This window comes from Ruegeria atlantica (assembly GCF_947495585.1).
GTDB lineage: Bacteria > Pseudomonadota > Alphaproteobacteria > Rhodobacterales > Rhodobacteraceae > Ruegeria > Ruegeria atlantica_G.
This window is the reverse complement of sequence record NZ_CANLZK010000001.1, coordinates 640,243-654,364: the sequence shown is the minus strand read 5'-3', so window position 1 is coordinate 654,364 and position 14,122 is coordinate 640,243. Positions and strand designations below refer to the sequence as shown.

10 protein-coding genes and 1 pseudogene are annotated in these 14,122 nt (G+C 53.4%); 8 read left to right on the top strand and 3 right to left on the bottom strand.

The window, feature by feature from the left end; all coding sequences use genetic code 11:
- Positions 1 to 94: 94 nt before the first annotated feature.
- Positions 95 to 1,216, top strand: coding sequence for a hypothetical protein (locus tag QMP16_RS03200; RefSeq protein ID WP_282151191.1), 1,122 nt, complete (start codon positions 95 to 97; stop codon positions 1,214 to 1,216).
- A complete protein-coding gene (locus QMP16_RS03195) occupies positions 1,209 to 3,503 on the top strand; it encodes a hypothetical protein (RefSeq protein ID WP_282151190.1) in 2,295 nt (764 codons plus the stop codon). The genes QMP16_RS03200 and QMP16_RS03195 overlap by 8 nt, the downstream gene beginning before the upstream one ends.
- 581 nt (positions 3,504 to 4,084) lie before the next feature.
- Here QMP16_RS03195 and QMP16_RS03190 read toward each other — a convergent pair.
- The 3 genes and pseudogenes from QMP16_RS03190 to QMP16_RS23630 all read right to left on the bottom strand — a co-directional run.
- Positions 4,085 to 5,884: an SUMF1/EgtB/PvdO family nonheme iron enzyme gene (locus tag QMP16_RS03190; RefSeq protein WP_282151189.1), complete on the bottom strand. Its 1,800-nt coding sequence runs from the start codon at positions 5,882 to 5,884 to the stop codon at positions 4,085 to 4,087.
- Between the two features lie 380 nt (positions 5,885 to 6,264).
- Positions 6,265 to 7,521: a hypothetical protein gene (locus QMP16_RS03185; RefSeq protein WP_282151188.1), complete on the bottom strand. Its 1,257-nt coding sequence runs from the start codon at positions 7,519 to 7,521 to the stop codon at positions 6,265 to 6,267.
- Between the two features lie 500 nt (positions 7,522 to 8,021).
- Positions 8,022 to 8,165: pseudogene (locus QMP16_RS23630) on the bottom strand (IS256 family transposase); the annotation flags it as partial.
- 666 nt (positions 8,166 to 8,831) lie between these two features.
- Between QMP16_RS23630 and QMP16_RS03175 the strand changes: the two are divergent.
- The 6 genes from QMP16_RS03175 to QMP16_RS03150 all read left to right on the top strand — a co-directional run bounded on the left by QMP16_RS03175 (position 8,832) and on the right by QMP16_RS03150 (position 14,121).
- A complete protein-coding gene (locus QMP16_RS03175; RefSeq protein ID WP_282118451.1) occupies positions 8,832 to 9,326 on the top strand; it encodes a hypothetical protein in 495 nt (164 codons plus the stop codon).
- Positions 9,327 to 9,509: 183 nt separating this feature from the next.
- Positions 9,510 to 10,538, top strand: a complete 1,029-nt coding sequence (locus QMP16_RS03170) for an alcohol dehydrogenase catalytic domain-containing protein (protein WP_282151187.1) — start codon at positions 9,510 to 9,512, stop codon at positions 10,536 to 10,538.
- A 75-nt stretch (positions 10,539 to 10,613) separates the two neighbouring features.
- Positions 10,614 to 11,489 (top strand): branched-chain amino acid ABC transporter permease, encoded by an 876-nt coding sequence (locus QMP16_RS03165; protein ID WP_058277918.1) that lies wholly within the window; start codon positions 10,614 to 10,616, stop codon positions 11,487 to 11,489.
- A gap of 3 nt (positions 11,490 to 11,492) precedes the next feature.
- Complete coding sequence (locus QMP16_RS03160; RefSeq protein ID WP_282151186.1) at positions 11,493 to 12,590, top strand: branched-chain amino acid ABC transporter permease; 1,098 nt, start codon at positions 11,493 to 11,495, stop codon at positions 12,588 to 12,590.
- Positions 12,587 to 13,351: an ABC transporter ATP-binding protein gene (locus QMP16_RS03155; RefSeq protein WP_282151185.1), complete on the top strand. Its 765-nt coding sequence runs from the start codon at positions 12,587 to 12,589 to the stop codon at positions 13,349 to 13,351. Before QMP16_RS03160 ends, QMP16_RS03155 begins: the two co-directional genes overlap by 4 nt.
- Positions 13,348 to 14,121: an ABC transporter ATP-binding protein gene (locus QMP16_RS03150; protein WP_282151184.1), complete on the top strand. Its 774-nt coding sequence runs from the start codon at positions 13,348 to 13,350 to the stop codon at positions 14,119 to 14,121. Before QMP16_RS03155 ends, QMP16_RS03150 begins: the two co-directional genes overlap by 4 nt.
- Position 14,122: the final 1 nt, after the last annotated feature.

The window sequence follows — 14,122 nt, the reverse complement described above, 5'->3', positions numbered from 1 at the left end:
GCGGTGAAGGCATTTGGAGCAACCTACCTTAAAGTCGACGCGTAACTACTAATAATACATTACTTAACTGAATACACGGCGAGATTTTCCCCAAATGATCAATTGGAAAGATGGAGGGTGGACAGGAAGCCTAAACAGATTGGCGCGAAAAGAGGTTCGAAATCAAATCCGAAGCAACCCTACGGCTCGCCGTTCGCGTTACTCGGCGTCACTCAAATTCCTGCTTGGCTTTTTTTCCATCGGAACATTCGGGCGATACATCAAGTATTACATCGCAGTCTATTTGGGGTTTGTCATTTCCGAAGTCGCAATTTCGCTGTATTTTCCACATTGGCTACCTGGGATTTCGAAGGCTATCTGGTCCCGCGAGCTGTCTCAGCAGCTTTCTGGCCTTTCCAGCCATTTTATCACCGCTCAGGTCGGCGTCCTTGGTGTTATCTCGTTGGCTTTGGCACTTGTGACAATCCTTGCCCAGCGTGAAAGGTCTTCAACCGATGTCAGACTATATTACTTCGAGTCCTGCGCATTCGGAGTGATTGCCAGTTCGGTTGCATTGTTGGCGGTAATGTGTGCTCAACTCGTCTGGCCGGGTCAACTCGTACTCGACTACTTCAACGTCGGTATAGAGTTGCAGGTGTTTGAGTTAAGCATTGCGGGCATCCATTTAGTTTGGCTTTTGGTCAATCTGACGGGCTTGGCGCATTTCATTGCGACCACTCTGGAGTTTGTCCAGCACTCGTCCCGTGAGCGCATGAGGGAACGGTATACGGCCCATGTTGTTTTGCCCAAAGTCTTTCTCAACCGCATTAGAGAGCACTTGTATGCATCCGCATCCAACGGAGTGTTTGGAGATGCAAGTAACAAGAGCGGACAACCAAGCGTAATGTTCGGCTTCGACATCGGAGCACCTAATCTCGTTGAGATTGAGACAGATTTTTCGTCTCAAGTAGTTTTGTCTGACCTACGAGTAGTGTTGCTTCATTGGGCTCTGCGAAATTGGGAAAAGCGGTGCCAGAAGGCCTCAAGCAACAACTCCAATCATCAAACCGACTTCTTCGATCAGGGGCCGGTTATCTGGTTTACTCCGCGTTTAGAAGTTCCACTACAGGGCCGTGTGGAGTGGTGTTGCAGGCGCGGCGGAATTCCATTGAATCGCTTCGAGAAGTTCTTGATCCAAAGAGCCTTTAGATTTCGGAGGAAGAGTGAAGATGAGTGATCTTCCAACACCAGAGCAGATTCTTGAGGAGCTCGCGGACAAAACACTGGAGCAGATAGCCAGGATGGCGCCTGTGGCATTTGATGACGCCATTGCTGAAATGACGCGCTACCATCGCTTCTTACTGGAGTTGAGTTCAACTCCCTCCACTGATGGAAGGCCGTTCAGCTTCGCGGAAATCCAAGGTGACTCTTGGATGCCCCCCCACCGAGAATGGACAGGACAATACCGGCGATTGTTTGAACGAGCTGCTGAAAGGATCCCTGAAGATGGTCACTTCATAAAATCACTCGCATATACCCCGCTTCGCCTAATGAAGCCCTCCAGCGGACAAATCTTGTCGCCTGATGTCGTCAAAAAGATTGTCGATCTGGAACCCATGATGATGCACATGATTGAGGCATGGTTAACCAAGAGAACCTTGATTGAGGCCTCCGAAGGCCAATCTGCTGAACCGCGGCTGGCCCTGTCTGGCTCGGATGCCAAGGCTTATTTGGGTATCCTTCCAGAACTGATCGGTTCTTGGGAGAGCCTTCTTCAGAAAGCAGCTTCAATTTACGGTTGGTCCAAAAACTCGTCTCGTACTGATGATGAGTGTTGGTCGACCTATCGTGAAAGCTGGGTATTCCTTTGGCAGCACCTTACTAACACAGCATATTGCCTCGCCGTTGCCGTATGGAATGAAGACGAAGCAGGAGCTGACCATTTTCATGAAGCCTTGGTGCGCTGGCCAGAGAACTTGAGAATAGATTTCGACGATCTCCACCAGTTTCGTCATCGGCGTTTGGTTTATCCAGATCTCTTGAAAAAGAACTGGCATGAAGCGTTAGCACAAGTCGAACCGCTTTGTTTCAGATACGATCAATCGCCTTCACCCAACCAAGTATTCTCTGGCATCATTAGCGGCGCGCATGATGACGTCCTCCTTCTTGTCTCTGCTCTTTTGCTCCATTGGTCAATCGAGGGAAAACAGGTTTCGGACATCGGGGGTCGAAACGCACGGGCGGTATTGCGTCGAGAAAGAGGCGACGAGATGGGAAGCAGATCGCGCTCGAGAGTGTTCAACTTTTCCTCCACCTTCTTGGATGTTCTTCGTCTTGAAATGGCTGGTGAGCGCTATTCGGAAGGATCATACGCCAGGGACCTCGACCAGCTGGTGAACTCTTTGGATAACATGACCGAACGGCGCGTTGTTCCAGGAAGGGTCTACAGCCCAAGCACTTTGCACGACAGGGACGGATTGGGTTTGTCTATTGCAGCGATTATTTTGGCTGCCCATCAGGAAGGCGGCGATGCTTCGCTTTCAAGGGGTGTTGAGACATTGGCGGAAGAAGAAGAATTCTTGCCTGAGGGTGACCAATCCTTACGAAAATGTCTGCAAGAGATCAGCCGTCTGAAATCTGTACTTGAGGAAAAACCAGATCAAATTTTTAGGGGTTTACGGTTGCTTACTTCAGAATCCGTACCTGACCTTTCAATTGAGAGCATCATGGAAACTCTCAAAACGGTAGAAACCGCTATAAATTCAGTGCGACAGAAGCGTCTAAAAGATCGCGACGTTGACGCAACTCAGCTTGAACGCATCCGTTCAGCCGTTGAAGATGCACTCCTAAAGGGGCCTTCAAACCTTCCCTTCTTTCAAGACATACAAATCTATCGCGTTTCAAACCTCAGCGAAGCGTCGCCAATTGACCGGGAATTTGGCGAAATTAAGAAGGCTTATCTGACCGATCCGCCAATGGACGACCGGGTCTCAAACTTCGAAGAATTTTTCGCTTCAAGTATTCAAAGAGAAACCGGCATTCGGATCTGGAGAGCATTCGATCAGCGCGACCGTACACTTAGAACTATTGAGTATGGTATCGGTCAGGAGGAGTTTTGGCGGAGTTTGGAGCCACTGGCACATCAAACGGGCAGTAGCCCTGTTCTTTTGGTTTCAAGAGCATCCGAAGGGCGGGTCATAAGAGATCTTCGTTATGAACGTGCTGATAAGCAAGGAAATATTAGGATCGAACACCAACCCGAAAAAGCAAAATATGGATCCTATATCGCGACGGTGAATGGGATAGATTTGTATGGTTCGGATTTTGAAAATAGGGTCGCTTGGCTGTTTTCCGGAAACACGCTCTCCAACATTCAATACTCTGAGTCAGACGATGAGAGCCATTGTGTAGAAGTGAATTACGCAACCGAAGACGGTTTTGTCGGCCAGCTACAACTGCGGTTCTCTGAACACTTGACCTGGTCGAGTACACCTATTTTTGAGATTAAAATCGAGGAATCTTAGAAGTTGTTCGACGCCACTGTGACGGCCCTGGCGGTTGCCGCGAGACCGCACCTCCTATTCGAATGGTTTTGGTTGGTTTCCCTACGCCAAACAGAGCTTTCAACAATTTGTATGACTATGTCTTTCAGCAGATCACTCAACGTGACAGCCCCGGCGAACTCTCCCTATAAGCGGGGGGGCAGGTCAAGCGCTATGTTCTTTTCAGAGCAGACGTAGTGGCAATAGCCTTTAGCGCCGCTTTCCGATCCGGCAATCATCCTGAGGCGAGATAGACTGACTTCCAGACAGTAGACAGGGGCCTAAAAGGCCCCTGCCATATCCATGTTACTTCCGTTTTCCTCCTCCTGCGGGACCGTTCGAACGTCCGCCGCCAGAAGGTTTGCCAGTGGAGCTCGGCCAGCCTCCGCCATTTCCTTGACCTTTACCCATCGTATTTTCTCCTTGAAAAAATTTGATTGAACCGTGCTTTCACACTCATTGCCGCTCGGTTATTTCTACATGACCATTTTTGAATTTTGGTCTGGCAAGGCCGCACTCGCTGGGCGCGAGGAAGCGTCACCGGCAGAAATTACCGCGCGAATTTAAGCAAGTTCGTAGACAAGCCTGAACCCGACTCGCATACCTTTGTATGCCCCAGTGGAACGCGGAGACATTCTATCCCTCTCGGCAGAAACCCTTCTTTCCCAGTGCGGAGACTTGTCGCCTTCCTCCGTTTCAGAGTTATGTGTCTCAGAGAGATGAAGAGGAGCCAAATTCATCGCTCCGAAGTGTAGACTATTGATCGCAGCCCCTTCGAGCATGAGCCATTCCCCGAAGTCGATGGCTCTCAAAAAACAGACATCATCTTTTGTCTTCTCCCATGGAAGATCAGCCTCATCGCACTGATATCTGGTCCCCCAAAACTGGTGTTCCTCATCCCGTTCACATTTCTCGACTATCCGGCCTTCATTGAGAAACTCGTAGTCGACTTGGATCAAACGGAGGCTGGACCGAAATTCGTGAGTGATCGCGAGCCATTCCTCCTCGGTAGGAAGTCGGACAGGCAGTTTTCTCGACCTACTGACATGCGCGGCAAATGCTGTCGCGTCATACCAAGTAGCAGAGGCCGGAGCGACTTGGATGTCATCATCCTGATTGTACAGCCTCCAATCGTCTTGCTGAGGCGCGCAAGGTCGATAGCGAGTGTAGAATTCGTTCTCTTGCATCATGAAATCCCGGAATTGCGCAACCGAGATTGGATCCGAAACGGCCAGCCGCTTGGTGCCGATGGTGACTTCCATGAAACCTTCGACCAACGATGCCTTTTCGGACGGTGCAGTGTAGCGTCCTGAGGCAAGAAAGTAGGATCGGAGGACTTGTTCTTCACCGGGGTAGTTGCATGGCTGGTTGCTTTGCGCATAAAAGTGACGCTCCGCATTGTGCCGATCCAACTCCGACCAGCCGTCATATTCATAGAAATACCAGCGTCGGAAGTGATAGAGGTCATCCGACTTCGGAACGTCGGCATTTTTCAGATAAGGTGTGTGAATGTTGTGGTTGAACTTCGTTTTCCTAAGCTGAGGAAATACGAAGTCATAGCCCCCGGTCCAGTCACGAACGAATATCAGGTTTTTGTTGAACCGCAAGATATCAACCCAGCCGCGGTCCAATTTGGGCAGGATACGTGTCAGCATCTCTGCCGCGCCCTGATACCTTTCTTCGTCGCGCGCAATCTCCTCAGCTTCCATATAATCCGGGAAGTATACTTTCGCGACAAATGAAGTTTGAGCATCTCCTTGTTGCCCTTCGTATTGGAGCAACTGATCACCAAGCAGCGTGTTGAGAGTCCAGCACGCATCCAACGACAGGTACTTGTTTTCGTGTAGAACAATCCAGTTCATCGGGATGTCACGCCGCGCATTCGCTATCTCTGTTGCATCCGTTATTTTTCGCCCTGTGAACCGGTTTTTCACCTCAAAACCTGAAACATCTAAAGCTGCCTCAAGAAGGTCAAACCAGTCTACACCTGCGCCAGTAAAGATGCGCGCCGGAGAGTTATTCTCTGACTGGAAGCATCGCCCAGAGATCTCAGCCAAATCGATCTGAATCGGTTTGTCCTGAATTCCTGGATCGTATAGCCCGGCACCATTCAACTTATGACGCTCCATGAAGACACTGAGTTCTTGCGAATGAGTCTGCTTGAAGCTTGAAAACCCTCCCCGAAAACCGAGCGCTTTGCAGATATAATTCAGAACGGTCGTGTGTTTGATGCTTTCACGGTCTTTTGCAAGGCGGCGTGCTGAACCGCGCAAAAAATCGGGCTCTATTCCTGTGATCTCCGCGACGTGAAACTTATTGAACGGAAGGTATTTCGGCGCAAATTTTGATGTTGTCTGAAGCATATTCGCCTCTCCACTGTTCGGTGGAAGTAGCAGAACATGTTGGTGCAGCGACTGCTGTAGGTCTCTTTGTCAACCGCACCGAACTTCGCAGCTGCCCCAGGCCGACCATAGCCTTAAGGTTGTAAGTATGGCGCTCTCTCAACCATGTCAATCACCATCGATTGCTTTATCAATAATTTTCTTTTGCAGAGTAAACACTGCTCCACGGCGTATTTCAGGGTTGAAATCGAACTTTTAACCCGCAGGGAGCTTTAGGTTGTTGAAGTGCACACTCGCGCCAGTCGCCCTCTGTCCATCCTATCACGGGACAAACCATCTGGATGTGAACCTTCAGCACCTTCCCTGCCAGCTTCAGGCAGAGAAAAGCAGAGCGAACGCTGCTACATCTCAGCCCGAAAATCTCGAAAATTTCGAGCCAGATCCATCATCGTCTTCAGATGATCCGTGCCCCCGATATAGCGACGAGGGCCGCGAATAGGCACGTCTGGATCAGCAATTTCCACGATGTAGTTTCCACCGTCGCCCTCGAGATAGAGGAAAGCATCCGCGTAATCCCTCATCAGCTGGACCAGCATGCGATACTCATCTTCCGTCCGGATCGGGATCTCAATAATGCCCTCCTCGGCCTCAAGCGTGGCGTCGAGGACGGAGAGCTTTTGGTCCCGCAGCAACGTCATCATGTCGGTATAATTCAGCTTTGACAGTCCTCGATCGACCCATCGCCCAGAGACCTGACATGTGCCAGGCGACACGTGCACCGACGCCCCAATGGGCATCCAGTTTTTACGTGCGCGCTCGTCGACGAACTCTACGTTCACCTTCGCGTCATATGCCGACGCGCTAAAGCTCGACTTCTCCATCATTATGATATCAAAAAGCCTTGAGTCGCCGTCTGTCAGGATCATGTGTCCGGCCGCCGCAGCCAAATACTCCTCGCCATGCCACCACATGCCCAGGAAATCCTGTAGCAGGTTGACGTCCTTTTCGTTCAACGTCGGGCCGAAGACGACCATCACCTTGCCGCCAAACCGCACCTCCAAACCATAAAGTCCTTTGCCCCGCACCACCCGGAGAGATACATCCGGCTCATCACGGTGAATAGTGATCTGTGAAACCGTCCCCGGCTTGATAATCACCTTGTCCGTGAAGAATAAAACACGAGAGCGCCGGCCCTGTGCCGCCGCGCGGAAGGCAATTTTCTCATAGAAGTGACTTGGCCCCAGCCATTGCTCCAGAAGCTGCGGCGCCGCGCCACACAAAGCGGCTATGAAGAGGCCGTATTTCAGTCGGACGTCTTCCATCAGCACGTCCCATGATGCCGTCGCATCTCCGACCGGTGCCACGTATGCCTTGATTATCTCAAAAGCCGCGAACAGCAGAAAGCCGATCGCAGCGAAGGTCATCCGCGCCAACCAACGTCGAACCTGAGTGCTTCCCTCCGCTGTCCGGCGCGGCACCTGCCAGGCATACCGAAACGTCTCTGAATAGAGCTTCTGGTTGTCCGCTGGAATCTCCGCCGAGAAACTGGACGCGGGCGAGATCTCGAAGACTGCGTCACCCTCCTTGAAGTAGAACGTATCCTGGAGCGGCCACAAATCATCCCGCGATGCCAATATGCTGTCGATTATCGTCGTCAAGCGCGTGCCTCAGGTCTTCTTTTGGTTGAGTTGTGCAGGACCAGCTGGTCCGGAACAACCAAAATATTGGCAAAAACCGTCTCACCAGAAGTTGAAATCCTCCTGTTCGCGCCGTCTTAGCCATACCGACCTGAACGTATGGTTCGCGAACATCCGCCCGTTTTTTCGCAAGCTTCCGCAACATTTCAGAAAAGCCCAATCCCGGCCTAATTCCCTATCACAGCAGGGTCTCAGGTGATTGGTGAAAAACCGTAGTTCACGCCAGATGTGTGGAAGCGGTTCAAGCAATGTGAGTGAGGATAGTCCAACCGAATATCGGAACCTCTCATTTATTTGCCGTTGTACGATCACCTGGCTGTGTACCTGCTACCTAATTCGGCCGACAGGGGCTACCGCATGGAGCCGCGTGTCGCGGTGGTCCTCACCCAGTTCGTCGAGCTGGCGCTTGGGAGCATGCCCAGGAGGTTCCGGTGCTTATGACACGTGCAATGCCGGATGGGCAGATCCCGGGCACGCCAAAAGTCCCAGTCGACCTTCGCCTTTCGCCATGCCCGGCTGACCACGCCCTTGCCAATTGCCCCTTCGAACAGGCCGAACAGCACCCGCTTGACGCGTCGGGTGTTGGTCCCTGCCAGATAGATCGCCGTTCCGCAATTGTCGCTTTTAGAGGTATTGGCGTCAAACTCATCCAGCCTCCTCAACGCCAGAATCCAACTCGCTTGCATGGCTTTGGAACTATGCCGTCTTTCTATGCCAACCCGTGCTGCCAGTCCTGCTGATTTTGCCCGAGGTTGGCTCGCCTGCCCCTTATTTTATATGAGGCAAATTTGCCAAACCACCTTTAGAAACGGTCTCGAAAACCGTTGTGGGTGCAAGCCCACCCAGGGTTCGAATCCCTGTCTCTCCGCCATTTTCCCGAATCAGGATTGGCAGCCATCTGAACGTTATTTCTCAGTGCCCTATGTGGCGTTTTTTGTTTGTGTCTCTGTTGCAATACGAACTGAAAAAACAGAAGGATCTGAGATGATACGAAGCAAAGCTACTTCGCAAGTTTTTTTGAGTTTGATGTTCCACCGTCTCGAAACCACGCCATATGCGTCTGCTTCCGGCCCAATTCCGCCTCGGATTTTGGCGAATAATCAAGCTCACCTGCCGTGCTGTCCGCATGACGGCGTGTTATTGCCACCTGGTTCCATCAGATCGGCGCAGGCTGGCTCAAACCCCCGAATTGAAATGAATTTCTGGGAATTCCCCTTTGATCACTGATAATTTACCCTCATCTAAGCGACACATATTTCAAGGAGAACCCCATGTCGCGTACTCTCATATTAGCTGTTATCGTCGCCGGACTTGGCGCCGGAGCTTACTATTACCTCAATCAACCCGAACCCACGCCTGCCGAAAGCCTGCAATCGGCGGCCCAGGACGCAGGTGCGGCCGTAAATGATGCCGTGGATGCCGCCACCGAACAGGCGAGCGAAGCCGCATCTTCCATTGCTGACCAGGCCACCGAAGCGGCCGAACAAGCCGGACAGGCGGCCTCCGATCTGGCCGACCAGGCCGGAGATCAGGTCGCGTCCCTGGCCAATCAGGGGCAAGACTTGCTGAATTCCTGGATCGAAGAAGGTACGCTTTCCGTCGAGAATTTTGACTATGACGCCATGGTAGCTTCGGTTCAGGATAGCCAGTTGTCACAGGACCTGAAAACAAAAGCCTTGGGTATCCTGGATGAAATCAAGGCATCCCCTCAGTTGATTGCTCAGAAGATCGAAGAGCTGCGCACGCTTTTGACTGGACAACAATAATTTCTGGGGGCCGTTCTATTTTGAGCGGCCCTTTTTCTTTACCGGGCGCGCATTCCCGTTACGTCAGGCGCAACTCTGATTGACGTCTCAGCACCCGTTTGATTGGCTGCCCCTAAATCCAACGCAACACCACTTGCAACAGACCTGTTCTGTGCTGTGTCCGCACAGGAGATAGGAGACATAATGACCACCCTGCCCCCAAACATGTTCGCCGTCATTCAAACCCATGACGGCTATTCCGGATCGGCCACAGGTCCTTTTATCGAGGATGCCGCCGATTGGCTGGCCGAGGCCGAGCTTCCCGTGCCCGAACCTGGTCCCGGTCAGGTGCTGATCAAATTACGGACGGCGTCGGTGAATCCATCCGATCTCCACTTTATCAAGGGAGAATACGGGCAACCGCGTGTCAAAGGCACGCCCGCCGGGTTCGAAGGCTGTGGCGACGTGGTGGCCACCGGCACCGGTGCCGAAGCGTTGCAGGGACAAAGGGTTGCCTTTGTGGCGGCTGGTTCCGGGGCGTGGGCGGAGTATGTCGTGACGCAGGCGCTGATGTGTATCCCACTGCGACCCGATATCTCAGACGAAGATGGTTCCGCCCAGGTCATCAATCCCATGACGGCGATGGCCATGGTGGACATCGCGCGGGGTGCGGGCGATGCTTTTGTCGTTTCCGCGGCCACCAGCCAGTTGGGCAAACTCATGTGCTCGCTTGGACGCGATTTGGGACTGAAACCAATCGCAATCGTGCGTCGGGCCGAGGCAGTTGAATCCTTGAAAGAACTTGGCGCTCATGAGGTCTTGGTCACGTCCGACCCGGACATGATACAGAAATTCGCAGAGCTTAGCATGGAACTGAAACCACGTGTCTTTCTGGATGCCGTGACGGATCAGGTCTCCGAGCAGATTTTCTGTTCGATGCCCAACGGTGCCCGGTGGGTCATTTACGGCAAGCTCAGCCCCGAATTGCCAAAGCTGACACAGACCGGTCAGTTGATCTTTATGGGCAAGCGGATCGAGGGGTTCTGGTTGACCAAGTGGATGACGTCAACGCCTCCGGCGGACCAGATGAGAGTCGTTGGTGAGGTACAGGCCCGGTTTGCTGACGGACGCTGGAAAACGGATGTTTCTGAACGGCTTGGCTTGCGTGATGTGGTGGCAAATCTGGCCAATGCTCTGAAAAAGAGTGACGGGAAGGTGATTATCACGCCATAGTAGAACAAAGCCCCGGACGAAGGAGGATGTCCGGGGCGTAAGGAACGCCGGGCCAACCGGCATGGGAGGACAAACTTGGATAACGCGCAGCTGCTGATCAGCGGGCTGGCGAATGGCTGTGTCTACGGCCTGATCGCGCTTGGCTTTGTTCTGATTTACAAGGCCACCGAGGCAGTGAATTTCGCGCAGGGCGACTTCATGATGTTGGGCGCCTTCGTGACGATCGGGCTTACGAATACGGAGTATATGGGGCTGCCCTTCTGGATGGCCTTGCCGATTTCATTGGGGATCATGGGCGCGTTGGGCTACTTGCTTGATCGCCTGATCATCCGGCGTTTGTTTGGAGAAAGCCAAACGGCAGTTGTTATCCTGACCATCGCTTTGGGTTTCGTAATCCGGTTCGCAGCCGGGTTGATCTGGGGGCACGAGCCGCAGACGCTTCAAAACCCGTTGGCCGGCAAGGAAGTCCGCTTTGGCGGACTGGTGCTGGGGATGGAGGACGTCGCGGTCATCGTCGTGACCATCTTGCTGACCTGGGGGCTGTATGTTTTCTTCAGTCGAACCAAGCTGGGTCTTGCGATGCAGGGCGCGTCGCAGAACCAGTTGGCGGCGTATTACATGGGAATACCGGTGAAGCGTGTGCAGGGCTTTATCTGGGCTTTGGCGGGGGTTGTCGCGGGGATTGCAGGCATCTTGTTCGCGGCCAAGGGGTCTGTCGATCCAACCACCGGTTTGCTCGGCATCAAGGCCTTCGCCGCAGCCGTAATCGGTGGCTTTGGAAGCCTGCCGGGAGCATTGGCTGGCGGGCTGATCGTTGGTGTGATCGAGCCCTTTGCCAGCCGCTACATCGCGGCAGGGTACAGCCAGATCGCGCCTTATGCGCTGCTGCTGGCGGTGCTGATCTTTCGCCCGAATGGGCTGTTCAGTCAGGTTCGGGTCAAGAAGGTCTAAATCATGCGGATTGTGTTCAAAACCAACTACATGCAGGATATCCGACCATGGAAGGACGCGTATCAGCTTTGCCTGTACCTGATCTTGCTGACAGTTGTCGCGACCGCTCCGTGGTGGCTGGACGACTTCTACCTGGGTGAGCTGACAAACGTGCTGATCTGGGCCATCGCGGGCCTGGGGTTGATGATCCTGACGGGTCACACAGGGCAAGTCAGCCTAGGTCATGCCGCGTTTTTGGCCTTTGGTTGCTACGCCAACGTCATTCTTCTTGAAGCTGGCGTGCCGTTCCTGATTGCCTTCCCCTTGGCTGGTATTCTGACCGGGTTGGCCGGAGTGACGGTCGCCATCCCTGCCCTGCGACTGCACGGGATATATCTCGCGATCTTCACAATGGCCCTGTCCATCCTGATGGATGACGTCATCGTTCTGGCCGAGCCGATTACGGGCGGTGTCGCGGGCAAATATCTTGGCGGTGTCGAGATCTTCGGGTTCCTGGTCGACCGCTGGGGCACTCCGGTTCAGTTCTTCTGGTTGGTTCTTGGTGTGGCGGTGCTGGTGACGCTTGGCTACATCAACCTGTTGCGCGCGCCTTTGGGGCGTAGCTTTATCGCTGTTCGGGATTCTGAAGTGTCGGCACAGGCCATGGGCGTGGACATTGCACGGACCAAGATGATCTCGTTCGCGCTGTCCTGCGCGGTCAGCGGATGGGCGGGCGCGTTGATGGGTATGTTCTCGGGCGCATTCAACAATGAGACGTTCAGCGTCCTGATCTCAATCCAGCTACTGATGATGATCGTGATCGGTGGTCTGGGATCCGTCCACGGTGCATTCCTTGGAGCGATCGTGATCGGGTTCCTGCCCCAGTTCCTGTCGATATCAAAGGAGTATGTGGGCGCAGTGTTTGGTGGCAATACCGTCGCCATCCCGGGATTGGAATTCGGTATCTTCGGTATGATCCTGATCGCCTTCATCCTGTTTGAACCGATGGGCCTGTACGGGCGCTGGCTGAAAATTCGCACGTGGTTCGAGCTGTTTCCCTTCTATCGCAAAGACATGTTCAAGCGTCAGAAATCCTACCTCAAGACGGAGCGCCTGAGATGAGCCTGCTTGAGTTCGAAAACGTCACCCTGAAATTCGGTGGGTTGACTGCCGTCAATGATCTATCTTTCGAAGTCGAGGAAGGCGAGGTTTTCGCCATCGTTGGCCCTAATGGTGCAGGGAAGTCCACGGTCTTCAACCTAATCTCGCGTTTCTACGACCCCTACGCAGGCAAAATCCGTTACGACGGGCACGACTTGCTTAAGGCCAAACCGTCCGGCGTGGCTGCATATGGTGTGGCGCGGACATTTCAGAACATCGAACTCTTCGAGCATGCCACGGTCTTGCAGAACCTGCTTGTCGGACGGCACCGCCACCGCAAAACCAACATGCTGTCCGAGGTGTTGTTTCTGCCCTCCGCACGAAGACAGGAACTGGAGAACCGCGAAAAGGTCGAAGAGATTATCGACTTCCTCGACCTGCAGGCGTTCCGCGACAAAATGATTTCTGGCCTGCCCTATGGCGTGCGTAAGGTAGTCGAGGTGGCCCGCGCACTGGCCACCGATCCCAAGCTGCTATTGTTGGACGAACCGGCCTCGGGTCTGTCAGTCGAAGAAACAACCGACATGCGCTGGTGGATTGACGATATCCGGCGGCAGATGGGGATCACGGTACTGATGGTCGAGCATGATATGGGGCTGGTGTCTGGCGTTTCAGACCGCGTTCTTGCAATGGCGGACGGCGCGAAACTGGCGCTGGGAACACCTGCTGAGGTTCAGTCGCACCCGGCGGTGGTCGAGGCCTATTTGGGGAAAGCCTCATGAGCGAGCCGATCCTGACAATCCGCAACATCGAAAGTTTTTATGGTCCGATCATGGCGATCCGGGGTGTTTCTCTGGATGTTCATCAGGGCCAAATTGTCTCGATCCTTGGCGCCAATGGCGCGGGCAAGACCACGCTGATGAAAACCGTTTCTGGCGTGATGGATCCGGAAAAGGGCAAGATCACGTTTGACGGCGACGAAATTCAGGGGTCCGAGCCACACAAGGTCGTGCAGCAAGGCATCGTTCATGTGCCCGAAGGGCGTGAAGTGTTTCCATTGCTGACGGTCGACGAGAACCTCAGCCTCGGGGCCTATACCCTGAAGGACAAGGGTCAGATCGATCACGATCGGGATCTGGTGTTCTCATACTTTCCGATCCTCAAGGAACGTCGCAACCAAGAGGCGGGAACATTATCTGGCGGGCAGCAACAGATGTTGGCAATCGGCCGTGGCTTGATGGCCAACCCAAAGATCATGCTGTTGGATGAACCCTCGCTTGGTCTGTCACCGCTGCTGGTTCAGGAAATTTTTGGCATCCTCAAACGACTGAATGACGAGCAAAACATGACCATGATGCTGGTCGAGCAAAACGCCAACGCCGCCCTGGAACTGGCCCACCATGGCTATGTAATGGAGGTCGGACGCATCGTCATGGACGGCGCAGCAGATGTTCTGATGCGGTCAGAGGACATCCAGAATTTCTATCTGGGCGTTCAGGAAGAAGGCGCGCGGGAAAACCGCCGTTGGAAGCGGAAAAAGACGTGGAGGTGAG

Coding starts and splice junctions, on each gene's coding strand:
- QMP16_RS03200 (WP_282151191.1), top strand. CDS start 95: ATGATCAATTGGAAAGATGGAGGGTGGACAGGAAGCCTAAACAGATTG.
- QMP16_RS03170 (WP_282151187.1), top strand. CDS start 9,510: ATGACCACCCTGCCCCCAAACATGTTCGCCGTCATTCAAACCCATGAC.
- QMP16_RS03160 (WP_282151186.1), top strand. CDS start 11,493: ATGCGGATTGTGTTCAAAACCAACTACATGCAGGATATCCGACCATGG.
- QMP16_RS03195 (WP_282151190.1), top strand. CDS start 1,209: ATGAGTGATCTTCCAACACCAGAGCAGATTCTTGAGGAGCTCGCGGAC.
- QMP16_RS03175 (WP_282118451.1), top strand. CDS start 8,832: ATGTCGCGTACTCTCATATTAGCTGTTATCGTCGCCGGACTTGGCGCC.
- QMP16_RS03190 (WP_282151189.1), bottom strand. CDS start 5,884: ATGCTTCAGACAACATCAAAATTTGCGCCGAAATACCTTCCGTTCAAT.
- QMP16_RS03150 (WP_282151184.1), top strand. CDS start 13,348: ATGAGCGAGCCGATCCTGACAATCCGCAACATCGAAAGTTTTTATGGT.
- QMP16_RS03155 (WP_282151185.1), top strand. CDS start 12,587: ATGAGCCTGCTTGAGTTCGAAAACGTCACCCTGAAATTCGGTGGGTTG.